General features: G+C 67.4%; 27 protein-coding genes. 18 read left to right on the top strand and 9 right to left on the bottom strand.

All coding sequences use genetic code 11. The annotated features are described in order from the left end of the window. Nucleotides 1–78: 78 nt before the first annotated feature. The 3 genes from orn to QRO93_RS01885 form a co-directional block, all read right to left on the bottom strand. The gene (gene orn, locus QRO93_RS01875; protein ID WP_008268480.1) at nt 79–651 is read right to left on the bottom strand and encodes an oligoribonuclease; all 573 of its coding nucleotides are present in this window, start codon (nt 649–651) and stop codon (nt 79–81) included. Nucleotides 652–726: 75 nt separating this feature from the next. Next, a complete protein-coding gene (gene tadA, locus QRO93_RS01880) occupies nt 727–1,251 on the bottom strand; it encodes a tRNA adenosine(34) deaminase TadA (protein WP_053450147.1) in 525 nt (174 codons plus the stop codon). 75 nt (nt 1,252–1,326) lie between these two features. Beyond that, complete coding sequence (locus QRO93_RS01885) at nt 1,327–1,686, bottom strand: helix-turn-helix domain-containing protein (RefSeq protein WP_053510287.1); 360 nt, start codon at nt 1,684–1,686, stop codon at nt 1,327–1,329. 78 nt (nt 1,687–1,764) lie between these two features. On the opposite strand from QRO93_RS01885, the gene QRO93_RS01890 reads away from it, so the two are divergent. The 3 genes from QRO93_RS01890 to QRO93_RS01900 all read left to right on the top strand — a co-directional run bounded on the left by QRO93_RS01890 (nt 1,765) and on the right by QRO93_RS01900 (nt 3,302). Continuing rightward, entirely contained in the window at nt 1,765–2,532 is a 768-nt protein-coding gene (locus tag QRO93_RS01890; protein ID WP_180880156.1) for an NAD(P)H-dependent oxidoreductase, read from the top strand. A gap of 67 nt (nt 2,533–2,599) precedes the next feature. Continuing rightward, complete coding sequence (locus QRO93_RS01895; RefSeq protein ID WP_053450149.1) at nt 2,600–3,037, top strand: acetyltransferase; 438 nt, start codon at nt 2,600–2,602, stop codon at nt 3,035–3,037. Between the two features lie 58 nt (nt 3,038–3,095). Beyond that, nucleotides 3,096–3,302 (top strand): hypothetical protein, encoded by a 207-nt coding sequence (locus tag QRO93_RS01900; RefSeq protein WP_006452125.1) that lies wholly within the window; start codon nt 3,096–3,098, stop codon nt 3,300–3,302. Between the two features lie 22 nt (nt 3,303–3,324). Here the strand turns inward: QRO93_RS01900 and QRO93_RS01905 are convergent, their stop codons facing one another. Beyond that, on the bottom strand, nt 3,325–3,831 hold the full coding sequence (locus QRO93_RS01905) for a GNAT family N-acetyltransferase (RefSeq protein WP_053510293.1): 507 nt from the start codon (nt 3,829–3,831) through the stop codon (nt 3,325–3,327). A gap of 73 nt (nt 3,832–3,904) precedes the next feature. Next, the gene (locus tag QRO93_RS01910; protein WP_040007459.1) at nt 3,905–4,162 is read right to left on the bottom strand and encodes a YjhX family toxin; all 258 of its coding nucleotides are present in this window, start codon (nt 4,160–4,162) and stop codon (nt 3,905–3,907) included. Between the two features lie 265 nt (nt 4,163–4,427). Between QRO93_RS01910 and QRO93_RS01915 the strand changes: the two genes are divergently transcribed. Continuing rightward, entirely contained in the window at nt 4,428–5,102 is a 675-nt protein-coding gene (locus tag QRO93_RS01915) for an HD domain-containing protein (protein ID WP_258011008.1), read from the top strand. Between the two features lie 119 nt (nt 5,103–5,221). Next, entirely contained in the window at nt 5,222–6,433 is a 1,212-nt protein-coding gene (locus tag QRO93_RS01920; RefSeq protein WP_180880154.1) for an MFS transporter, read from the top strand. Between the two features lie 16 nt (nt 6,434–6,449). On the opposite strand, the gene QRO93_RS01925 is transcribed toward QRO93_RS01920, so the two are convergent. Continuing rightward, nucleotides 6,450–6,929: a MerR family transcriptional regulator gene (locus QRO93_RS01925; RefSeq protein ID WP_164241865.1), complete on the bottom strand. Its 480-nt coding sequence runs from the start codon at nt 6,927–6,929 to the stop codon at nt 6,450–6,452. A gap of 89 nt (nt 6,930–7,018) precedes the next feature. Between QRO93_RS01925 and QRO93_RS01930 the strand changes: the two genes are divergently transcribed. The 4 genes from QRO93_RS01930 (at nt 7,019) to QRO93_RS01945 (ending at nt 9,557) form a co-directional block, all read left to right on the top strand. Next, nucleotides 7,019–8,257 (top strand): NADH:flavin oxidoreductase/NADH oxidase family protein, encoded by a 1,239-nt coding sequence (locus QRO93_RS01930; protein WP_053450154.1) that lies wholly within the window; start codon nt 7,019–7,021, stop codon nt 8,255–8,257. 92 nt (nt 8,258–8,349) lie between these two features. Continuing rightward, on the top strand, nt 8,350–8,826 hold the full coding sequence (locus QRO93_RS01935) for a hypothetical protein (RefSeq protein ID WP_053450155.1): 477 nt from the start codon (nt 8,350–8,352) through the stop codon (nt 8,824–8,826). 89 nt (nt 8,827–8,915) lie between these two features. Beyond that, complete coding sequence (locus QRO93_RS01940) at nt 8,916–9,185, top strand: hypothetical protein (protein ID WP_053450156.1); 270 nt, start codon at nt 8,916–8,918, stop codon at nt 9,183–9,185. Between the two features lie 126 nt (nt 9,186–9,311). Beyond that, nucleotides 9,312–9,557 carry a hypothetical protein gene (locus tag QRO93_RS01945; RefSeq protein ID WP_053450157.1) on the top strand — a complete coding sequence of 82 codons (246 nt, stop codon included), beginning with the start codon at nt 9,312–9,314 and terminating at the stop codon, nt 9,555–9,557. Between the two features lie 45 nt (nt 9,558–9,602). Here the strand turns inward: QRO93_RS01945 and QRO93_RS01950 are convergent, their stop codons facing one another. Beyond that, nucleotides 9,603–11,135 (bottom strand): FAD-dependent monooxygenase, encoded by a 1,533-nt coding sequence (locus tag QRO93_RS01950; protein ID WP_180880152.1) that lies wholly within the window; start codon nt 11,133–11,135, stop codon nt 9,603–9,605. A gap of 83 nt (nt 11,136–11,218) precedes the next feature. On the opposite strand from QRO93_RS01950, the gene QRO93_RS01955 reads away from it, so the two are divergent. Both QRO93_RS01955 and QRO93_RS01960 read left to right on the top strand, forming a co-directional pair. After that, nucleotides 11,219–11,863 carry a TetR/AcrR family transcriptional regulator gene (locus tag QRO93_RS01955; protein ID WP_180880150.1) on the top strand — a complete coding sequence of 215 codons (645 nt, stop codon included), beginning with the start codon at nt 11,219–11,221 and terminating at the stop codon, nt 11,861–11,863. Between the two features lie 75 nt (nt 11,864–11,938). After that, nucleotides 11,939–14,080 (top strand): TonB-dependent receptor, encoded by a 2,142-nt coding sequence (locus tag QRO93_RS01960; RefSeq protein WP_285303930.1) that lies wholly within the window; start codon nt 11,939–11,941, stop codon nt 14,078–14,080. 54 nt (nt 14,081–14,134) lie between these two features. Here QRO93_RS01960 and QRO93_RS01965 read toward each other — a convergent pair whose 3' ends face one another. Continuing rightward, nucleotides 14,135–14,416 (bottom strand): hypothetical protein, encoded by a 282-nt coding sequence (locus QRO93_RS01965; RefSeq protein WP_180880148.1) that lies wholly within the window; start codon nt 14,414–14,416, stop codon nt 14,135–14,137. 194 nt (nt 14,417–14,610) lie between these two features. Between QRO93_RS01965 and QRO93_RS01970 the strand changes: the two genes are divergently transcribed. The 7 genes from QRO93_RS01970 (at nt 14,611) to QRO93_RS02000 (ending at nt 21,552) form a co-directional block, all read left to right on the top strand. Continuing rightward, entirely contained in the window at nt 14,611–15,285 is a 675-nt protein-coding gene (locus QRO93_RS01970) for a response regulator transcription factor (protein ID WP_053510310.1), read from the top strand. Further along, entirely contained in the window at nt 15,285–16,634 is a 1,350-nt protein-coding gene (locus tag QRO93_RS01975; protein WP_053450162.1) for a HAMP domain-containing sensor histidine kinase, read from the top strand. Before QRO93_RS01970 ends, QRO93_RS01975 begins: the two co-directional genes overlap by 1 nt. Before the next feature lie 313 nt (nt 16,635–16,947). Beyond that, entirely contained in the window at nt 16,948–17,373 is a 426-nt protein-coding gene (locus QRO93_RS01980; protein ID WP_285303931.1) for a hypothetical protein, read from the top strand. A 135-nt stretch (nt 17,374–17,508) separates the two neighbouring features. Beyond that, nucleotides 17,509–18,699, top strand: a complete 1,191-nt coding sequence (locus QRO93_RS01985) for an efflux RND transporter periplasmic adaptor subunit (protein WP_180880146.1) — start codon at nt 17,509–17,511, stop codon at nt 18,697–18,699. Next, complete coding sequence (locus QRO93_RS01990; protein WP_180880145.1) at nt 18,696–20,666, top strand: MacB family efflux pump subunit; 1,971 nt, start codon at nt 18,696–18,698, stop codon at nt 20,664–20,666. The genes QRO93_RS01985 and QRO93_RS01990 overlap by 4 nt, the downstream gene beginning before the upstream one ends. Before the next feature lie 91 nt (nt 20,667–20,757). Continuing rightward, entirely contained in the window at nt 20,758–21,144 is a 387-nt protein-coding gene (locus tag QRO93_RS01995) for a hypothetical protein (RefSeq protein WP_180880143.1), read from the top strand. A gap of 30 nt (nt 21,145–21,174) precedes the next feature. Next, on the top strand, nt 21,175–21,552 hold the full coding sequence (locus QRO93_RS02000; protein ID WP_133935032.1) for an EF-hand domain-containing protein: 378 nt from the start codon (nt 21,175–21,177) through the stop codon (nt 21,550–21,552). Between the two features lie 157 nt (nt 21,553–21,709). Here the strand turns inward: QRO93_RS02000 and QRO93_RS02005 are convergent, their stop codons facing one another. Beyond that, the gene (locus QRO93_RS02005; RefSeq protein WP_180880141.1) at nt 21,710–22,165 is read right to left on the bottom strand and encodes a hypothetical protein; all 456 of its coding nucleotides are present in this window, start codon (nt 22,163–22,165) and stop codon (nt 21,710–21,712) included. Between the last annotated feature and the right edge of the window lie 82 nt (nt 22,166–22,247).

Here is a 22,247-nt window from a genome sequence, read left to right on the forward strand (position 1 = left end):
GCTGAATTGCCGGCCAGCGGCCGGCACTACCAGTTCGCGTGTCACCCGGTAGCGCCGGGCCATGCCCGGTGTCGTTGTTCAGGCAGTCGGCAGGCCCGACAGCGCGCCCATGAACTGGCGGTAGTGGCGCAGCTCGGCGATCGAGTCGTGCACATCGCTCAGCGCGGTATGGTTGCTGTTCTTGCCGACCCCGGCGGCCACGGTCGGCGCCCAGCGCTTGGCCAGTTCCTTCACCGTGGACACGTCCAGGTTGCGGTAATGGAAGTACTTCTCCAGGCGCGGCATCTGGCGATGCAGGAAGCGGCGGTCCTGGCAGATGGAGTTGCCGCACATCGGCGACAGGCCGGCCGGAATCCACTGCGCCAGGAAGTTCACCGTCTGCGCCTCGGCCTGGCCAAGCGTGGTGGTACTGTCCACCACACGCTGCCACAGGCCCGAACGGCGGTGCTGGTTGCGGTTCCACTCATCCATCGCCTCCAGTGTTTCCACCGGGTGATGAATGGCGAACTCCGGCCCTTCGGCCAGCACGTTGAGCTGGGCGTCGGTGACCACGGTGGCAATCTCGATGATCGAATCGTTGTCGGTATCCAGCCCGGTCATTTCCAGGTCGATCCAGATCAGTCGTTCGTTGGCCGCGCCGTTGTCCGCCATTATGTCGCCTCGTTGCTGGGCAGGCGCGCGGCCTACCGGATAGGGAAAGAGGCGCCCATCATACCCGTTCGCCGTTCAGCCCTCGTCGGCGTGGCCTTCCAGCAGCAGCGGCGGCTTGCCCCGCTTGGCACGGAAATAATTGGTCAGGCGCGTGCTGGCTTCCTTGGCCAGGACGCCGCCGTGGATCTCGACGCGGTGATTGTGGCGGGCGTCGCCGAGCAGATCGAACACGCTGCCACACGCCCCGGTCTTGGGGTCGCTGGCCCCGTAAACCAGGCGCGAGACGCGCGCATGCACGATCGCCATCGCGCACATCGCACACGGCTCCAGGGTCACGTACAGGGTGCTGCCAAGCAGCCGGTGATTGGCCAGCAGCCTGCCCCCTGCCCGCATGGCCACGATCTCGGCGTGCGCGCTGGGATCGTGCGAGGCGATGTTGAGATTCCAGCCCTCGCCCAGCAGCTGGCCATCGGCGCCGACCAGCACCGCCCCGACCGGAATCTCGTCGAACTCGCGCTGCGCGCGTTCGGCCAGCGCCAGTGCATGGCGCATCCAGTGCTCATCGGCGTCGTGCACCGGTACACCCAGGGTGTCGGTCATGGCGGTTCTCGCGTCGTTGCTGGGCCAGGATGGCCGCCGGGGCGATAGTGTACGCCCCGGCTCGTGCAGGCGTCGCTAACGCGCGTCGAAGCGATCGCGGGCCGCATCCAGTGCGGGGAAGTTGTGCTCGGCCCAACGGTCCAGCGCAGCCAGCGTGTCGACCAGGCTGCGCGCGACCTCGGTCAGTCGGTACTCCACGTGCAGCGGCTTGCTGCCCCGGTCGCAGCGCTCAACCAGGCCGTTGCGCTCCAGTTGCCGCAGGGTCTGGGTCAGTACTTTCTGCGAGAGGCCTTCGATCTTCCGCAGCAGCGCGCCATTGCGCATCGGGCCCTGTGCCAAGGCAGGCAACAGCAGCATCACCCACTTGCCGGAGATCAGCGCCAACGCATCGCGCGCCGAGCAGTCCGCCGCATAGACATCGCCGGGAAAGGGCATGGTTACCTCAAGGTGCGTAATTGCCGGGGTGCGCCGGCCTCGCGAGGATGGTCGCACACTCCATCACGCCCTTTCCGCATGCATGCCCTGATCCTGCTGGCCCATCCCGAACCGCGCTCGTTCAATGCCCATCTGGCTGCCCAGGCAACCGAGCAGCTGCAACATGAAGGCCTGCAGGTGGACATGATCGACCTGTACGCGGATGCCTTCGACCCGCTGGAAGCGGCCCGCCACCATCCGCAGCGCCTGCGGCCCGGCCGCTTCGATGCGCAGCGCGAGCAGCGGCACAGCGCCGAGCAGGGACAGCTGCCGGCCGAGGTGCAGCGCCACCTGCGCCTGCTGCGGGCCACCGACCTGCTGATCCTGCAGTTTCCGCTGTGGTGGTTCGCGGCGCCGGCCCTGCTGAAGGGCTGGCTGGATCGCGTGCTGGTCTACGGACCGATCTACAACAGCCGGCAGCGCCACGAGCACGGCATGATGCGCGGCAAGCGAGCGTTGCTGAGCGTCACCACCGGCTCATCGGCGCGGGCATGCGCGGTGGACGGCCGCGAGGGCGACACCCGGCTGCTGCTGTGGCCGTTGATGTACAGCCTGCGCTACGTCGGCTTCGAGGTGATGGAGCCGCACGTGGTGCATGGTGTGCGTTCCGGGCTTCCGCCCGAACGTGTGCAGGCACACGATGCCGCGCTGGAGGCCGCCACCGGCAACTACCGTGAACGGCTGGCGCACTGGCAACAATGGCCGAGCGTGCCGTTCAACAACAGCGAGGACTTCGAGGAGGGCGTCGTGCTTCGTGCGGACGCAACCGCGTTCAGCCCCTTCATCCGCCATCGCAACGGGGAATGAATCCACGCCTGCAGCCATCGCCCGGAATCTGCATACTGCACATTCTTCCAAAGCACCTTGGTGACCCATGACCACCCTGCGCCCCTCGCGCGCCGACGACGGCGCCGCCCTCGTCGACCTGTGGCGTCGCGCCGTCGACGCCACCCACGACTTCCTCAGCGCCGAAGATCGCCAGGCCATCGATGCCGAAGTGGCCGGTTTCCTGCCGCAGGCGCCGATGACCGTCGCCGCTGATGCTCAGGATCGCCCACTGGGTTTCATGCTGATCGACGGCAGCCACATGGAAGCACTGTTCATCGACCCGGACGTGCGTGGCACCGGCATCGGCCGGCAGCTGCTGCAGCATGCACTGGCCCTGCATCCGCAGCTGAGCACCGACGTCAACGCGCAGAACGCGCAGGCCGTGGGTTTCTACCTGCGCATGGGCTTTGTCGAAACCGGACGCTCACCTGTGGATTCACAGGGCCGCCCGTATCCGTTGATCCATCTGCGGCACAACGGCTGACATTCTCCAGCAGCCGCCCCATGCTAGCGTGGCCGCTTCGAATCGAGGAATGCCGTGCATGGATGGTGCAAAAGCCCTGTTGACCCTGTTCGCGCTGGGCATCAGCCTGGTCTGGATCCTGGTGCCGTTCGCCATCTTCGCCGTGCGCAATCTGTTGCGCGAGGTGCTGGTCGAACAGCGCCGCACCAACGAACTGCTCGAGCATATCGGCGGCTACCGCATTCCCAGGCCGCAACCCGAACCGACCGCCTGGCGCGCGCCCTGAGCAGGAGCGCGCCAGGCCCGGCTCAGGAGGTGGCCTCGAATGCCGGTGAGTACTGCACCTCGCCCTGCGCCATCGGTGGGCGCAGGCAGAGGGCCTGGAAGTACTCCGCGGGCACGCCCGGCAGTATCAGGCCTGGTTCGGCGCGGAAACCGAAGCGTCCGTAATAGCCCGGTTCGCCCAGCAGCACGCAGCCCCGTGCTCCTTGCTGGCGCAGGGCTTCAAGCGCGGCATGCATCAACGCCGCACCGATGCCCTGCCCTTGCCATCCAGGCAATACCGAGATCGGCCCGAGGCCGAACCAGCCGCTGCTGCCATCGCTGACCGCCACCGGCGAAATCGCGACATGGCCAACCCGCTCGCCATCGACCTCGGCCACAAGCGAAACCGCCAGCTCGCCACGCGCGCGCAGTGCATCGACGATGAAGTGTTCGGTATGGCTGCTGTGCTCGGCGGTAGCGAAGGCTGCGGCTGTCAGCGCATGGATGGCGGCGATGTCGGCCGCGGCTTCATTGCGGAGGGTGTAGTTCAAGGGGCACCTCGATCGATGCGGCGCACCCGGGCAGCGGGTACGCGGTGAAGGAAAAGGATCGCCATGGCGTGCATCAGCGATTGTCCAGCTGCGGGCGCACCGCAACCAGTCCGGCGCGGTTGATGCGGTAGGGACGACCGTCATGCGAACTGATCAAGCGCTTGTTTTTCAGCTTCTTGAAGACGGCCAGCGTGCAATCGCTCAGCAACAGGCCTTCACGATTGAAGCATTCAACGCTGCGGACACGGCCAGAGCCGTCGCGGCTGAAGGCAATGCAGCCGCCCTGGGCGAGAACGTGCAACGTCCTCTGCTCCGCTCGGGAGATATTCATGGGAAAAGAGATCCTGCGTAATCGGAAATGCGGACGACACGGGCTGCCAACGGCACCCGGCCAGGGGAACACGCATTCGATAACCACTCCCGGCAGACACACGGGAAGGGTTATCCGATGACGGCAATCTCCAACATGAAAAACTACACTCGGCAGGCGCCTGCGTGCTGCAGGCACGCGCACGTTACCCAGCCGCCTGCGGCGGGTCAACCTCGGCACTACCGCGATTGGGCGATAATTTATCTTTCATCCGCAGGAGCCGACGATGCAGCAGCCAACGATGGACTGGGTGGCACAGGCGCGCGCACTGGCGACCCAGGCCCATGCCGGGCAGCAGGACAAGGCAGGCCAGCCCTATATCGAGCACGTGGCGCGCGTGGCGGCGGCGATCCATGACGATGACATGGCCAAGGCGGCTGCCTGGCTGCACGACGTGGTCGAGGACTGCCCCCAGTACGCGGCGCAGGTGCAGGCGTTCCCGGCGCCGATCCGTGACACCGTGAGCCTGCTCAGCCGGCACACCGCCGCTGATGCCGATCAGTACTACGCGCGCATCCGCCAGCATCCACTTGCCCTGAAGGTGAAGTTGGCCGACATCGCCGACAACGCCCACCCGCGCCGGCTGCTGCAGCTCGCCCCGGCACTGGCCGACCGCCTGCGCAGCAAGTACGCCGCCGCGCTGGTCGCCCTTGGCGGCCAACGCGCGGCCACCGCCACACCCGCTACGGCAACCACACGGCTGCTGCAGCTGATGGATGCAGCACACACGTTGGCAGCGCTGGCCAGCGAACCTGAAGTGACCGCCGGCGGCGGCCAGGACGCTCCGTACCCACGCCAGGCGGCGCTGCTCACCGTATGCGAAGTCGTGCGTGCCGAAGTGGAGGCACAGATGACACCGGAGACCTTCGTCATCTGGAGCGACATGTACGTGCAGCCCTGACCACCGCCCGATGCAGCCCGGGTGCCACCGGTCAAACGCTGATTCTTGGCCATGGGCACTGATCACTGCTGCGGTGCAGCAGTACAATGGGCGGCTCCCCGTCCCCATCGCGCCCCCGCATGAGCCCCAACTCTTCCCTGGCTGCGCGGCTGACGCCCCGTCAGCGCACCCTGATCATTCTCGCCCTGTCATTGGGCGGCTTCGCCATCGGCACCAGCGAGTTCGCCAGCATGGGCCTGATGCTGGAGATCAGCCGGGGCCTGTCGATCTCTGAAACCCAGGTCGGTCACCTGATCAGCGCCTACGCCATCGGCGTGGTGGTCGGTGCGCCGATCCTGGCGTTCGTCGGCGCCAGTTTCCCGCGCCGCAAGCTGCTGCTGGCGCTGATGGGCTTCTATGCCGTCGGCAACCTGGCCAGCGCGCTGGCGCCGAACTACGCCACCATGCTGCTGGCGCGTTTCGTCGCCGGCCTGCCACATGGCGCCTACTTCGGCGTGGCGATGCTGGTGGCTGCGGCGATCAGCCCCGCCGGCCAGCGTGGCCAGGCGATGTCGCGCGTGCTGCTCGGCCTGTCGATCGCGATCCTGGTCGGCAATCCGCTGACCACCTGGCTGGGCCAGCAGCTGAGCTGGCGCACCGCCTTCGCCCTGGTCAGCCTGCTGGCCATCGCCACCGTGGTGATGATCGCGCGCTTCCTGCTGCCCGATCCGGACGAGGTGCGTACCTCGCCGATGCGCGAACTGCGCGCCTTCAACACCACCCAGGTGTGGCTGGCGCTGGCGATCGGTGCGGTCGGTTTCGCCGGCATGTTCTGTGTGTTCACCTACCTGGCACCGACCCTGGTGCAGGTCACCGGCGTGGCCGAATCGTGGATGCCGCTGGCGGTGGGCGTGTTCGGCATCGGCGCGATCATCGGCAACATCGCCGGTGGCTGGCTGGTGGACAAGTTCCACTTCAAGGCCGCCGCCGTGGTGCTGCTGTGGTCGATCGTGATGCTGTTGCTGTATCCGCTGGCGGCGCAGTCGGTGTGGACGATCGGCCCGATGATCATCACTGTCGGCACCATGGGCGCGCTGGCGGCGGTGCTGCAGACCCGCCTGATGGACGTGGCCGGCGAAGCACAGACGCTTGCCGCCGCTTCCAACCATGCCGCGTTCAATACCGCCAATGCCCTGGGCCCCTGGCTGGGCGGCATGGCGATCAGCGCCGGCTTCAGCCCGGCCAGCACCGGCTACGTCGGCGCCGCCACCGCCCTCGGCGGCCTGCTGCTGTGGGGTGTGGCGGTGATGCTGGACAGGAAGCGCAAGCACGCCGTCGCCGGCGGCCACTGAGCATCGCGCCGGGTCGTCAGTCGCTGCCGTTGCGGCGGCGGCGGCCCGGTCGCAGCAACGCACCATCGCCGGCTGCCAGCGTGGGCCGTGCCAGTTCGCCACGCTGTACGCGGTCCAGTACCCGCCGTGAATTGGCCGCGCAATCAATGCCGTCCGGCCGCGCCTGGATATCCTCGATCAAGGCCAGCAGGTGCGCCCGGCTCTGCGCAAGGCGCAGTTGCAGCGCCTCGATATCGGCCACCTTCCGCCGCAGCATCGTGATCAGCGCATCGTGCTGCCACTGGCCCATGTCCGGCGGCAGCAGCGCGCGGATCTCTTCCAGGCTGAAGCCTGCGCGCTGCGCGCCGATGATCAGCTCCAGCAGCAGCACCGCCTGCTCCGGGTAGTCGCGGTAGCCGTTGGCCTGGCGCTGCACCACCAGCAGCCCGGCATCCTCGTAGAAGCGGATGCGCGACGCGGCCAGGCCCGTGCGGCGGGCCAGCTCACCGATCTTCATGGGCCTGAATCCTCGACATCGGAACCGGTTGACCTTCAATCAAACTTGAAGGTTAGCGTAGCGCCATTCCCCTGTCCCGGAGCTGTCCGATGTCCCTGTTCTCGCCGCTGGCCCTGCCTTCGGGCGCCGTCATCCACAACCGCATCGCCAAGGCCGCGATGGAGGAAAACATGGCCGACGCCGACCACGCGCCCTCGCCCGCGCTGCTGCAGCTTTACCAGCGCTGGGCCGACGGCGGTGCCGGGCTGATCATCACCGGCAATGTGATGGTCGATGGCCGTGCCATGACCGGACCGGGCGGCGTGGTGCTGGAAGACGACCGCCACCTCGATCGCTTCATCGCCTGGGCGGACACGGCCCGCGCGCGCGGCGTGCAGATGTGGATGCAGATCAACCATCCCGGGCGGCAGATGCCGGCAGCGCTCGGCCAACCGACGTTGGCGCCTTCAGCGGTGCCGCTGCAGATGGGGGCGTTGTCCAGCCAGTTCGCACCGCCGCGGGCGATGACCGAGGCCGACATCGAAGAGGTGATCGCCCGCTTCATCCGCAGTTCCGAGCTGGCCGAGCGTGCTGGCTTCAGCGGGGTGGAGATCCATGCCGCGCACGGCTATCTGCTCAGCCAGTTCCTGTCGCCGCTCTCCAACCACCGCGATGATCGCTGGGGTGGCAGCCTGCAGAACCGAGCACGCCTGTTGCTTCAGATCGTGCAAGGGGTGCGCACTGCGGTGTCGCCCACGTTCGCGGTGGCGGTGAAGCTCAATTCCGCCGACTTCCAGCGTGGCGGCTTCTCGCCGGAGGACGCGCGCGCGGTGGTGGAGATGCTGGCCCCGCTGGGTGTAGATCTGGTCGAACTGTCCGGTGGCAGCTACGAAGCACCGGCCATGACCGGCGCCGCGCGCGATGAACGCAGCCTCGCACGCGAAGCCTATTTCCTCGAGTTCGCACGCGAGATCGCCACAGTGGCGACGATGCCGCTGATGGTCACCGGCGGTATCCGCCGCCACGCGGTGGCTGAGCAGGTGCTGGAGAGCGGTGTTGCGATGGTGGGCATCGCCACCGCGCTGGCGATCGAACCGGACCTGCCCAAACACTGGCAGCAGGGGCACGACGCGGGGCCGATGCTGCGCATCATTGATTGGCGCAGCAAGCCGCTGGCGGCCAGCGCACACATGGCGGCGGTGAAGTACCAGCTGGGTCGGCTGAGCCGGTGCCGCCCCACCGCGCCCGGCGTCTCACCGCTGTGGGCGCTGCTGCTGGCGCAGGCAGCGGGCAGGTGCCGGACCCGTCGCTACAGGCGCTGGATCGCTGCGCGCGCAGGCAGCCGCTGAACGGGCAGGCTTCTCATCGCGGCAGCGATGCTCCACCATCTGCGTGATCGGCGGCAATCCGCTCCCGATCACAGCAGGCACAAGGAACCCACGTGGCAGCAGCACCGACCAGCAACCGCGAAAAACTGCTCGATGACCTGCTCTCGCTCGGCCGCAACTGGGCGCTGGCGATTGCCATCGCCGGTGCCGGAGCCGCGGTCCATTACAGCGAATCGGTGTACGAGGCCGGGCTCTGGCGCGGGCTGCTGCCCACGCTGTGCTTCCTGGTCGCCATCATCTGGATCGTGCTCAGCATCATCCGCTTCGACCTGACCCTCCAGCAGCACTTCGAGCGCAAGCGCACGCGCTGGCTCAGCCGCCTGCTGTACGTCGTGCTGTTGGGCACCGGCATCACGGCGGTGTTCTTCGTCACCGAACTGGCGGCCAGCAATCACATCGCGCGGATGTGCGATTCGGTCGCCAACGAACCGGCAAGCCGCATCTACCGGTCGAGCGAATGCCAGCGCCTGTACCAGCATCGCGCGGCGTACCGGAAGCGACTGGAATCGGTCGAGGGCGAGTTCGACTGAGCCGCGTTGGGCCCACGAAGAACACATGGCGTGGATATGCAGTCGGGCACAGTACGTGCGCCGCTCACGCTTGGACCCATCCAGCCACCATGCTTCACGCGCCCGCCCCTGCACGTCACGATGCCATCGCCCTGCAGGCAGGCATTCTCGGCAGTGTGCTGGGCGTTGCGGCGTTCAAGGCGGTTGCGCTGTCGGCGCTGGCGAGTGGATCACTGATGGTGATCGGGGTGTGGATGCTGGCCTGCGCCCTGCTGGGCGCCTGGGCCCTGGCCGCCTACCTGGCGTGTCTGGCGCTGAGCCGCCGCGTGTTCGTGCTGATGCTGGCCCTGTGCGTGGTACTGATGGCCTGCATCGCCTGACCGCATCGGGCGCCGGACTATCGCGCGATTGTTACAGAATAACAAGTGCGATCAGTCCGATTGCCTGTGCCTGGGGTCACAGCCTGGAATGGCAGGGCCACTCCGGCACCACCCCGAGACTTCCGCATGAACCTGCCGCCCCTGCTGCGCACCTCACTCACCGTCCTTGTATTGGTCCCGCTGGGTGGCTGTGCCACCTACGACGACAGCGCGATGCACCCGGCCTGCCAGGAATCGCCGCATCTGAAGGACCTGCCGCGCGACGTGGCAGCCCGCGAGAGCCACTGCAACAAAGGCATGGAAGTGTGGTCGAGCGAGCGCAAAGGCAGCGACAAACCGCTGGACCTGAGCGGCAAGAAAAAGGATCTGTAAGCGCAGCCGGCGCAGCCCGGATCGGCTGCGCCGCCATCGTGCAGGTCAGCGGACGGCCGTCGTCCCGAACCAGCGCTGCAGCGCGTGAGCCAATCCGGTCGGGTCGGCGCCCGCATCGCAGGCCCAGGCGACGATGCCATCGGGGCGCACCAGAACCGCGCCCAGGCCCGTCGCCTCATCCGGCACCGATCCCATGCAGACAGGGTGCGATGGCGCATCGCCCATGATGTTGCACGGCAACGATTCCACATCGAACACGAGCAGCGCCCCCTGCCCGGCCCTCAGCAGCTCGCCGGTGCGACGGCCGTCGGCCAGCACGAAGTCCGGCACGCTGCGACCGACCAGCGGGTGCCCATCGCCCAGCGCCAGCTGCTGCGCCACGCCCCAGACCCGCTCGGCCAGATAGGTCGCGCCATCGCGGGTGTCGGCCAGATCGGCGATGACGGCCGCCAGCGCGCGCGAACCGGCGCCCGGCCGCATCAGCGCGACCTGCGCACGCGACCAGTCCAGCACCTTCGCGCCGATCGGATGCCGCTCGGCCTGATAGCTGTCCAGCAAGGCCTCTCCGGCATCGCCACGGACCACGGCCGCCAGCTTCCAGCCCAGGTTCATTGCATCGCCGATGCCCAGGTTCAACCCCTGCCCACCCAACGGTGAATGCATGTGTGCGGCATCACCGGCCAGCAGCACGCGACCGTTGCGGTAGGCGCTGGCCTGGCGCGCGGCGTCGGTCCAGGTGGTGGCCAGGTGCAGCGCGGTGATCGTTGCATTGCGACCGGACACGCGCCGCAGCAGCGCTTGCGCCGACGGCAGGTCCAGCGCCGTGCGATGGCCAGCGCCGCCGTCGAAATCGGCCAGTGCCAGCACACCCGGAGGATTGAAATTGCACATCCCATGCGCGGTGTACTGGCGACCCGGCGTGAGCATCGAAGGATCTTCCAGTTCGACGAGCAGGGAATGGCCGGTGAACTCCGGTTCGGTTCCTTCGAAGCTGAAACCCGATTGCTTGCGCACGGTGCTGCGGGCACCATCGCAGCCAACCAGCCAGCGGCCGTGGACGGTGCCGTGTGTGGTCGTCTGCACAGCGACCTGAGCCTCCTCCACCTGCACCGCTTGTACCGCGCAGCCGCGATCGATGTGCACGCCCAGCCCGACTGCGCGCTCGGTCAATACCGCTTCCAGCGCCTGCAGCTCGATCGCCATCTGCGTGCCGACCGGCGTTGGCAGCCGCCAGTTCCAGCGCCCGCTGTCCACGTTGTCCAGCGCGAACGGAATGCCGGCGAAGTGGCCCCCCAACGGCCGCGGCTGCGCCAGCCAGTGCGCCGTGCCGGGCGGGGGGGCGCCCTTGTCCGGCTTCAGCACCTGGGCCGCGGCAACCGCGTCCAGCAGGCCGCGCCGATCCAGCGCCTCCAGGGTGGGGGCGTTCAAGCCGCGCAGGCCCAGCGGCAAGCGTTTCAGCGGGGATTCGGCAGACTCGGCCTGTTCCAGCACCCGAACCGAACAGCCTGCCTGGGCCAGTTCGCAGGACAGGAACAGGCCGACCGGGCCCGCACCGGCGATGACGACGTCGTACAGCATTGGGACTTCCTCGTGAGCACCGGGCCGGCGCTCTGGCGATCATAATGTTACACTCGGTGTACGTTTCTACAAGTGAACCTCCGATGACCCCATCCCCGGGCCGCCGCGAGCAGCGCAAGGCCGAGACCCGACAAGCGATTTCAGACGTCGCCACCGAGCTGATCATCCGGCGCGGCTTCGAGGCGGTGTCGATGTCCGAGATCGCCGAGGCCGCCGGGGTCTCGCGCAAGACGGTCTTCAACTACTTCGCCAGCAAGGAAGACCTGGTCTTCGACCGCGACGAGGAGGCGCGCGCTTTGCTGCGCGAGGGCATGCTGGCCCACAACGACATGGCCCCGCTGGGCGCCTTCCAGTCACTGGTACGGCAACTGCTGGACAGCGGCCATCCGCTGCTGCGGATCAACGCCGGCGCAGCGGCGTTCTGGGCGACCGTAGCCGACAGTCCCGTGCTTGTCGCGCACGCGCGCAGGCTGCAGGCGCAACTGAGCGACGACCTAGCGCAGCTGATGGCCGATGCTGCCGGCAGGCCCGCCAGCGATGCCGAGGCAAGGCTGGGCGCGGGCATGCTGATGGCGTCGATGGTGGCGGCCTACGAGAAGGGCCTGGCCAGCCAGCGGCAGGGTGAAGACCCGCGCGAGGCCATGCAGCAGCTGATCGTGCGTGGCGCCACCGGGGTGCTGGTGGCCTTGGCAGGCACGCCGTATACAGACCCGGCCTTGCGTCCATAGCGCATTCGGGGGATAGGTCACGAAGTGTTGCAAATGCTAATCTTTCTCATTTGCAACCACCCCCACCTCGCCCCCATGCCCCTTTCCGCTCCTCTGCCGCGCGCCCTGTGCCTTGCGCTGGGCCTTTCCCTGACCTCCCTCGCACTGGCCGCCGAGACCCCGGCAGACGCCCCCAGGGACCTGGACAAGGTCGAAGTCCGCGGCCGTGCGCAGACCCTCTACCGCGCCACCGATGCGGCCGTTGGTACTCGTACCGACACCCCGCTGGAGCTGGTCCCGCAGTCGATCCAGGTGATCCCGCGCGAGCTGATCGACGACCAGGCCGCGCGCCAGGTGACCGACCTGTACCGCAGCATCAGCGGCATCAGCTTCTTCAGCTATGCCGGCGTGACCCTGCGCGGTTTCCGCCAGGAGAACGTGCTGTACGACGGCCTGCGTGGCGATCCCTATGCAGGTTTCTCGGTACCGCAGCTGTTCAACATCGAGCGCGTGGAGGTATTGAAGGGCCCTGCCGGTGCGCTGTACGGCGGCGGCGATGCCGGCGGCGTCATCAACTATGTGACGCGCAAGCCGAAGGCTCGTGCCGAGCGCCGCATCGAGCTGCAGGTGGGCGACAAGGATTTCCGTGCGGGCTCGATCGAAGGCACCGGGCCGTTGAATGCCACCGGCAGCGTTCGCTATCGCGCAGGCCTGTATGCCGACAGCGAACAGGGCGTGCGCTGGAACGCCGACAGCGAAAGCGTGATCGGCGATGCGTCGCTGGCCTTTGATGTCGGCCAGACCGGCGAACTGGTGCTGCAGTTCACCGACATCACCCAGAACCTGGGCGGCAACCGCCTGCGCGGTGTGCCGGTGAACGATGCCGGGACCTTCCTGACCGACCGCCGCTGGAACCACAACGAGGCCAACGACTTCCTCGACATGCGCGCCAAGGTGGCATTGGTGCAGTACCGCTTCGCACCACGCGACACCCTTGATGTGGACGTTGCCGCACGCTGGTTCAGCAACAACGAACACCAGATGTACCACGAGCCGATGGGGCTGATCGACCGTGACCGCGATGGCGTGGCCGAGTGGATGACGCGCCAGCTGCGCAACCAGATCCGCGACAACGAGGCGTTCACCGCCAGCGCGAATGCGGTCTGGCGGATCAACACCGGGCTCATCGAACACAAGGTGTTGTTCGGCGCCGATGTGTACCAACTCGACGCCGACTTCACCGCGCAGACCGCCAACAGCGCCGACCTAGCACGCGGCGCCGGCCCGGTGCGCGGCATCGATCTGTTCAACCCGGTCTATGGCGCCAGCACCTGGCATGACTACAACCTGGCCGCCCTGCCCTGGCGCAGCACCTCCACGCGCAGCAAGCGCTACGGCGGCTATCTGCAGGATGAGCTGGCGCTGGGCCCGCGCTGGCACGTGCTGGCCGGGCTGCGCTGGGATGGCTTCAAGGATGAGGACCGCCTGGGTGGCAGCGGCGTGGAAGGCAACGACCTCAGCTGGCGGCTGGGCAGCACCTTCAGCGTGCGCGAGGGGCTGAACGTATACGCCAACGTGGCCAGTGGCTTCGTGCCGCAGAGCGCGGCCAACCAGAACCCGGCCGCGGGCGGCCCGTTCGATGCCGAGCGCAGCAGGCAGTGGGAGGTTGGCCTGAAATCCCTGCTGGCCGACCGCGTGACCTTGAACATGGCGGCCTACCGCATCGACCGCAGCAACATCGTACAGGCCACCGGCGAGGTGATCGGCGGGGTGAACCAGCTGGCCGCACTGGGCCTGGTGCGCAGCACCGGCATGGAACTGGACCTGCTGGCCGACATCACCGAGCGCTGGGTGCTGAATCTGACCTATGCCTACAACGACGCGCGGGTGAAGGATGCCGGTCCAGGCGGCATCACCAATGCCTCGGGCGACCGCTTCGCCAACGCACCACGCAACAAAGTGGGCCTGTGGACGCGCTATGACCTGCCCTCGATCAACTCAGCGATTGGCTTCGGCGTGGATCATGTCGGAGAACGTGTCAGCCTGGACGGGCAGACGGTGAAGGCCTACACCGTGTTCGATGTGAGCTGGAAGACCACGTGGAAGCAGTGGCAGTTCCAGGCCAACGTCAAGAACCTGTTCGACAAGGTGTACGCCGCCAGCGGCTTCATCGAGCGCAACGGGCACTTCCCGGGTGAACCGCGGCGGGTGTATGTGCAGGCGGCCTACAGCTTCTGAGGCCGTGCTGCAGGGAGCAGCGGGGGAAGTGGCAACCCACTTCCCCTGCCAGCGTCAGTGCGAGCAGGACACCAGCATCGAGCGGGTGGCCATCTGGGTGGAGGTGAAGCCGTTCCTGTTGCCCACCGCGATGGCATTTCCTTCATCGCCATCCTTGCTGAAGACCACATAGCCTCCCGGGCACATCTGCCCGGCCTTCTCGTAGCAGCCACTCCAGGAACTGGAGCCGCTGCAGTCGATGGACACGCCACGGCGGCCATCGGGGGTGACGGTCATCTTGGCGGTGGTACAGCCGCCCAGCGCGGCAACGAACAACAGCGGAACGTACAACTTCATGGGCACTCCAGGGTTGGGGATCAGCAGACGGGCGCCAAGGCTGGAGTGCCCGGATTGCGCCAACCTTGCGCCAGAGGGCCTCACCGCTGCGGGGCTCGCCCTGCGTTGGCACGCCATGTTCACGCAATGTTCCTGTAATACGGTGCCGGCGCCTGCCGAAGTCCCCTGCGCCCCTTCCCGCCCGATTCCCGCCGATGCACATCCTGCTGATCGAAGACGAAGCCGAACTGGCTGCCACGCTGAAGTCCGCCCTGCAGCGCGAGCGCTACGTGGTGGACCTGGCCAACACGCTGGCACTGGCCCGCGAAGCGGCGCTTTCCGGGTCGCACGATCTGGTGCTGCTGGACCGCACCCTGCCCGATGGTGACGGGCTGGGCCTGATTCAGGTCCTGCGCGGGCACAACCCCGGGGTACCGATCATCGTGCTCAGTGCGCTGGGACAGTTGCCGGACCGCATCGCCGGCCTGGATGAAGGGGCCGACGACTACCTGGCCAAGCCCTTCGCGCTGGAGGAACTGTTCGCGCGGATCCGGGCAGCCGGGCGCCGGCCGGGCGGCATGCAGGTAGAGCCGGTGAGTATCGGCCGGCTGCTGTTCGACCCCGCCTCGGGCGAGGCCACGGTAGGTGGGCAGCGACTGGAGCTTCCGCGCCGCGAGATCCGGGTGCTGGCCGCCCTCGCCCGCCGGCTGGGCCGCACCGTGCTGCGCGAGTCCATCGAAATGGCGGTGTATGGCTTCGACGACGGCATCCATTCCAACACGCTCGACTCGCATGTCTCGCGCCTGCGGCGCAAATTGGCCGACGCCGATGCCGGGGTGGAAATCCATGCCATCCGCGGTGTCGGCTATCTGATGCGGGAAACGAAGTAATGGCGCGACGCCCCTCCCTGAAGCGCCCGCTGATCGTCAAAACGCTGATCTACCAGCTGCTTGCGTTGCTGGTGGCGTTCTTTGCGCTGCTGATGGTGCTGGTGCGTGCCGACAGCGGCGGCTACTACACCATCCAGACCTTTGCCCCGGTGGCCGCAGAGGCCGTTCACCGCGACAGCACGGGCGAACTATATGTGGAGCACACGCCTGAGCTGGCCGAGCTGCTGAAGATCGTTCCCGGCGCGTGGTTCATCGCCGAGGATGAGCATGGCCACCATGTGACCTTCGGCCATGTTCCACCCGCCTATGCCTCGCTGGTCGGCGCCCTGGACGGCATTCCCTATGGCGACCTGCGCGGACGCGACCGCAGCGATGGTCTGGCGGTGGCGATACGCCAGCACAGCGGCCCGGCCGGCAAGCTGACCATCATGGCCCATGGCGAAACCGATTCGCTGACCTGGCAGATGGCGCTGGCCGCACACATCATCACCCTGCCGATCTTCCTGCTGCTGGGCCTGGCCACCCTCATCCTGACCCCGATCATCGTCCGTCGCGCCCTGGCTGGCGTGGAACGCATCGCGCAGGAGGCCCGCAACATTTCCGCCAGCCGTCGCGGCATCCGCCTGACCGAGACCGCCGTACCGGTGGAGATCGCTCCACTGGTGACGGCGGTGAACGAAGCGCTGGACCGCCTGGACGAGGGACACGAGCGGCAGCGTCGCTTCATCGCCGCCGCCGCCCATGAGCTGCGTACGCCGATCGCGATCCTGCGGGTCAAGATCGATGCCACCGACGACGCCACGTCCCGCAGCCTGGCCGTGGAAGTCGCGCGGCTGGCGACGCTGGCCGAACAGCTTCTGGACCTGCACCGCATGGAAGAAGATGGACCGAAGGACTCGCTCAACCTGGCCCGCGTGGCCAAGCGGGTCGTGGCCGATCTGGCGCCGCTGTTGATCCAGTCCGACAAGACGGTCGCCGTCGCGGTGGAACCGAACTTCCCGGTGCTGGGCGAGGCCGGCGCGGTAGAGCGCGTGCTTTCCAATCTGGTGTTGAATGCAGCCGAGCATGGCGGGCGCCATATCATCGTGCGCGTGCAGGGCAGCTGCCTGGAAGTGGAGGACGACGGCCCCGGCATTCCGGTCGACCAGCGCGAGCGCGTGTTCGAGCCCTTCCAGCGCCTGCGCCCGCGCCAGACCGGTGCCGGGCTGGGGTTGAATCTGGTGCGGCAGGTGATCGACCGGCATGGCGGCCGCGTCACGATTCTGGATGCACCCGGCGGCGGCGCATTGATCCGCGTCGAGTTCCCGCTGCATCCGGGCGTCAGCAGCGCGCCGCCACCGGAGCGCTGAGCGCAGCGTACCTGCGGGGCTGACTGCCCGCTGTCCACGCCTGGCGGCCGGAGCCGATGCGCAAGGTTGCGGCAATGTTCGCCGCACAGCATCTGCAGGCGTGGCATTGCTCATGATGCCGCGTCCGGGTCTGACAGGAAGCCTGCATGTGACACAGGGAGCGCATCCCTCTTCGTCTACCACGCGTACTCCGCCCCCCGGCTGTACGTCCAGTCTGACCGCGGCAGCGTGGAATCATCGCGCGCGAACGTGGCGCAGCCGTGGCGGCAAGCACTGGCCGCACTGGCTGCGGATACCTGCCGAACCCGAGCGGGTGGACGCCCTGATACGCCTGGCCGGCGCACTGTTCCTGCTGTTGCCTGGCATGTCACTGGTGGCTGCAACATTCCGCCACGCGCCGGGAACAGCCGCCGCCATCGTGCTGTTCGTCACCTTGCATGCGGGGCTGCATATGCTGGCAGTGTGGCGCGAGGCAGCATCCCGACCGATTCCCTCGATCCCCCGGGTGCTGGACGCGCGTGCCGCCGGCATGATGCTGGCCGTTACCTTGCCGGTCATCGTCCTCGGTGCCACAGGTCCGAGGCCCGTCATCACGTCAGCCTGGCTGCTGGCTGGCGCGATATGCCAGCTCTGCAGCCTGCGCCGCGTGTCGCAACGCCTGCGCCACGTCCTGCTGGCGCTCGGCAGCGTGCTGCAGTTCATTGCGGTAACCCTGCTCGCACTCGGCACGGTGCACTGACAGGCCGGCACCGCCGCAAGGTTCACGCAATCCAGCACATCGAGACTCGACGACCATCCACACCTGTCACCGCAGGCGTGCATCCCATCTGTCGCGAGGACCCACGATGCCCTGTCTTTTCTGGATGCTGAGCCGATGAGCGCCGTACCGCGCAAGCGTCGCCGCGTGCTCATCATTGCCGCCGTACTGCTCTGCTCCGCGCTGCTCCTGTTCGCCTGGCTGCGACCCGCGCCACCGCCTCGCCTGGAGGTGGCGCCGGTCACCCGTGGCAACATCGAACAGGTGGTGGAAGCCACCGGCACGCTGAAGCCCTCGCGGCTGGTGAGCGTGGGCGCTCAGGTCTCCGGCCGCATCGAAACCCTGCATGTGAAGCTGGGCGACAAGGTAAAGGCCGGTGACCTCATCGCCGAGATCGACTCGCGCACCCAGCGCAATGCGCTGCAGAGCGCGCAGGCCGCCCAGCGCAGCGCCCGCGCGAACCGTGATGCCCTGGCCACCGACCTGCGCCAGTACCAGCTGACCCTTCAACGCCAGCAGGCACTGGTTTCAAGGCAACTGGTCGCACGCGCCGACTACGATGCGGCAAAGGCCAAGGTCGATGCCACGCGGGAGCAGATCGCCGCACTCGATGGCGAAGTGGTGCAGCGGCAGACCGATGTGGATGTGGCGCAGACGAACCTGGGCTACACCCGCATCACCGCGCCCACCGATGGCACCGTGCTGGCCGTGGTCGCGCGGCAGGGCCAGACCGTCAATGCGGTACAGAGCGCACCGACCATCGTGATGCTCGGCAACCAGGACGTGATGACCGTCTACGCCGAAATCTCCGAGGCGGACGTGGTGCACACCGCATTGGGACAGGAGGCGTTCTTCACCATCCTGGGCGACAGCGGCCGACGCTACAGCAGCACGCTGCGCGACATCGCGCCGGCACCGGAGTCAATCACCAACGAAGACACCTCCGGCTTCAGTCCGGCAGGGGCGTCGGCGGGTGCCAGCCGCACCGCCATGTACTACAACGGCCAGTTCGACGTGGACAACGCCGATGGCCGCCTGCGCAGCTACATGACCGCGCAGGTGCGCATCGTGCTGGGGCGTGCCAAGGGCGTGCTGACCATTCCCTCGGCCGCGCTGGGTGCGCGCGCCACCGATGGCAGCTACAACGTGCAGGTCCGCGGCGCGGATGGCCACCCTGCCCCGCGGCGCATCACCACCGGACTGGACGACCAGATCAACGTGGAAGTGCGCAGTGGCCTGCAGGAAGGCGAGCAGGTGGTCCTGGCCCAGGCCGGCGATGCCACCGCCACCGCCGCCGCACAGCCATGACCAGCGCAGAGAAGGACACACCGCTGCTGCGCGTGCGCGGCATCCGCCGTGAATTCGCCGCTGGCGAACAGACCCTGGTCGTGCTCGATGGCATCGACCTGGACATCCGCGCGGGTGAACTGGTGGCCATCGTCGGCCAGTCCGGCTCGGGCAAATCCACCCTGATGAACATCCTGGGCTGCCTGGACCGGCCCTCGGCCGGCGCGTATCAGATTGCCGGTCGCGAGACTGCGCAGATGTCGCCGGACGAACTGGCCGAGCTACGCCGCGAGCACTTCGGCTTCATCTTCCAGCGCTACCACCTGCTGACCGACCTGACCGCGCTGGGCAACGTGGAAGTGCCGGCCATCTATGCCGGCCAACCCAGCGCCGACCGCCATGCCCGCGCGCAGGCGCTGTTGCAGCGGCTGGGCCTGGGCGAACGCATGCAGCACCTGCCTGGCGAGCTGTCCGGCGGGCAGCAGCAGCGCGTGTCCATCGCGCGTGCACTGATGAACGGCGGCGCGGTGATCTTCGCCGATGAGCCGACCGGCGCACTGGACACTCAGTCCGGCAAGGAGGTGATGAAAATCCTCGGCGAACTGCATGCCGAAGGCCACACCGTGGTGCTGGTCACCCATGACATGGCCGTGGCCGAGCATGCGCAACGCATCATCGAGATCCGCGACGGGCGCATCGTCGATGATCGCCCTACCGCTGCCGCGACAGCGGCGGCCTCCAGCAACCCAGCCACCCTGCAGGTGCGCAGCGAAGGCAGCGGCTGGCAGGCGCTGCGCGACCGCTTCGGTGAAGCCTTCCGCATGGCCCTGCGCGCAATGAACGCGCACCGCATGCGCACCTTCCTGACCATGCTCGGCATCATCATCGGCATCGCCTCGGTGGTATCGGTGGTCGCCCTGGGCACCGGCGCACGCCAGGCCATCCTGTCCAACATCGCCTCGCTGGGCACCACCACCATCGAGGTCTACCCGGGCTCCGGCTTCGGCGATGTGCACGCCGCACAGGTGGAAACCCTGACGCCCGGCGACAGCACGGCACTGGCCGCGCAACCGTTCGTGGACAGCGCCACGCCCGGCGTCGCCAGCAGTGGCACTGCCCAGCGCGGCAACCGCTCGGCCAACGTGCAGATGCAGGGCGTGAGTGAACAGTACTTCCGCGTGCACGGCCTGAAGCTCGGGCAAGGCCGCTTCTTTGCCCAGCCCGCCATCACCGGCTACCAGCAGGTGGTGGTAATCGACGCCAATACACGGGCACGGTTCTTCGCCGCACAGGAAGACCCTATCGGCCAGACCCTGCTGCTCGGCAACGTTCCGGTGCAGGTGGTGGGCGTGGTGAAGAAGGAGGCCGGTGCCGTCGGCGATGCCTCGCTGCTGCAGGTCTGGGTGCCCTACACCACCGCCATGGCGCGCATGCTGGGGCAGAGCCATGTGTCCAGCATTACCGTGCGCGTGTCCGACACTGTGGGCATGCAGGCGGCGGAGGCCGCCATCGGCCGGCTGCTGGAGCGCCGGCATGGGCGGCGCGACTTCTACATGAGCAACAACGCGCAGATCCGCACGTCGATCGAGCAGACCACCCGCATCCTCACGCTGATGATCAGCTCCATTGCCGCCATCGCGTTGGTGGTGGGCGGCATCGGGGTGATGAACATCATGCTGGTGTCGGTGACCGAGCGTACCCGCGAGATCGGCGTGCGCATGGCGGTGGGCGCGCGCCGCAGCGATATCCTGCAGCAGTTCCTGATCGAGTCGGTACTGGTCTGCCTGCTCGGTGGCGTGCTGGGTATCAGCGTGGCGCTGGCGCTGGGGGCCGTGCTGGCACTGGCCGACATCGGCTTCTCGCTGGTGTTCTCGAGCGCCTCGATCCTGGCCGCGTTTGCCTGCAGCAGCCTGATCGGCATTGGTTTCGGCTTCCTGCCGGCCCGCCGCGCGGCGCAGCTGGACCCGGTGGAGGCGCTGGTGCGCTGAACAACGCGCATTCCACAAGAACGACTACAGGTTCGCGCAATGTCCGCGCGCTGTACTGGCACCACCGACACAGCCGCACAGGAGCGGAACGATGTTTCAGAAGACAGGACGTACGGCGTTGCTGCTGGGGGCCGCACTGCAACTGCTGGTGCTGATTCCATACGCGGGCGACGCCCATGCACAGGACCGCGATGGCTACCGCTCCGGCTGGGACCGGGGCTATCACGACCGCCAGCGCGACGAATGGGAGCGCCGCGAACGCGAACGGGAGCGCGAACGGCGCGATGACGACAAGGCCAAGCGCGTGGTGGTGGGCGTTGTGGGCGCGGCGGTAGTTGCCGGCGTAATCGCTGCGGCGGCCAAGCGCGAGCGCGAGACCCGCGAACGTGCCGACTACTGCATGAACCGCTACGGCAACTACGACCGCCGCAACGACACCTACCGTGGCTCGGATGGCTACACCTATCCCTGCCGCTGACCTGCCCTGCATTCCGAAGGAACCGACCGCATGAACAAGACGCTACTCATCATCACCCTGTGTGCCGCACCGCTGATCGGCCACGCCGCCAGCGGCGACCCGAAGCAGGCCTATATCGATTCCAGCTTCGCCGTCATGGACAGCAACGGCGATGGCCGCATCGACAAGGCCGAGTACGCGAAGTACCAGCAGGCACGCTTCAGCAAGCAGGCCGACTCCATCGACGCCGCGTTCAAGGAAATGGATGCCGACAAAGACGGAAAGATCAGCAGGAAGGAAGCCGCCGTGGTGCCGGAAATCGAGAAGTATTTCGCGGGGCTGGATACTGATGGCGATGGCTATCTGTCGCTGAAGGAAATGCAGCAGGCCATGGTGGCCGCGCAGACGGCAGACGCCCCGGCGAAGTAGCGCCTTGGTACGGGGTCAGCGCCTGATCGTGCGGCATTGCCGGATGCCAGGTTGCATCGTTCTGGTAGGTGCCCACCTTGGTGGGCACGGCTCCGTCACCACGCGCGAGCGCCAGAGCGCCCCGCAGAATGGGCATCCAGCGGGTAGCGCGCGGCAGTCAGCGCACCTTGTACAGCACCGCCGCACCCGGCCGCGGCTCGAACGCCGGCACCGTCTGCTGGGTAAGCGCGGTGCCCTTGGCATCCCACACCAGCGTCTCCACCGGGTACTCATCCTTGCGGGTCATCTGGTCGATCTTGGCCACGACCACCGCCGCAGCGGCCGGCACCTCCGGATTCCAGCCGAACACGCCCACGCGGCCGTAGAACACCGCGGGCGCAGAAGCATCCAGCCGGCGGTCCGGGCACATCACCAGCCCACGGTCGAGCATGACGCGCAGCGCACCGACCGGCACCTTCTTCACTGTCGGCGTGGTGCGCTCGCTGCTGTGGCCGGGGCAGACATTGGCCGCGCGGGTAGCCATGTCTTCGGCTACCTGGCGGTCGGATTGGGCAAAGGCTGCGGCCGGAATCAGGCAGAGGCCGAGCAGTACACGCGTGGACGTCCGGGTCATTGCAGGTTCCTGTGATGGATGCCAAGCGAACTTAGCAATGCCTGCCCGCCGAGTTGCAAAGACCGCGTGAGGCTGCAGCACA

It is taken from the genome of Stenotrophomonas maltophilia group sp. Smal17 (assembly GCF_030237045.1).
Classification (GTDB): Bacteria; Pseudomonadota; Gammaproteobacteria; order Xanthomonadales; family Xanthomonadaceae; genus Stenotrophomonas; species Stenotrophomonas forensis.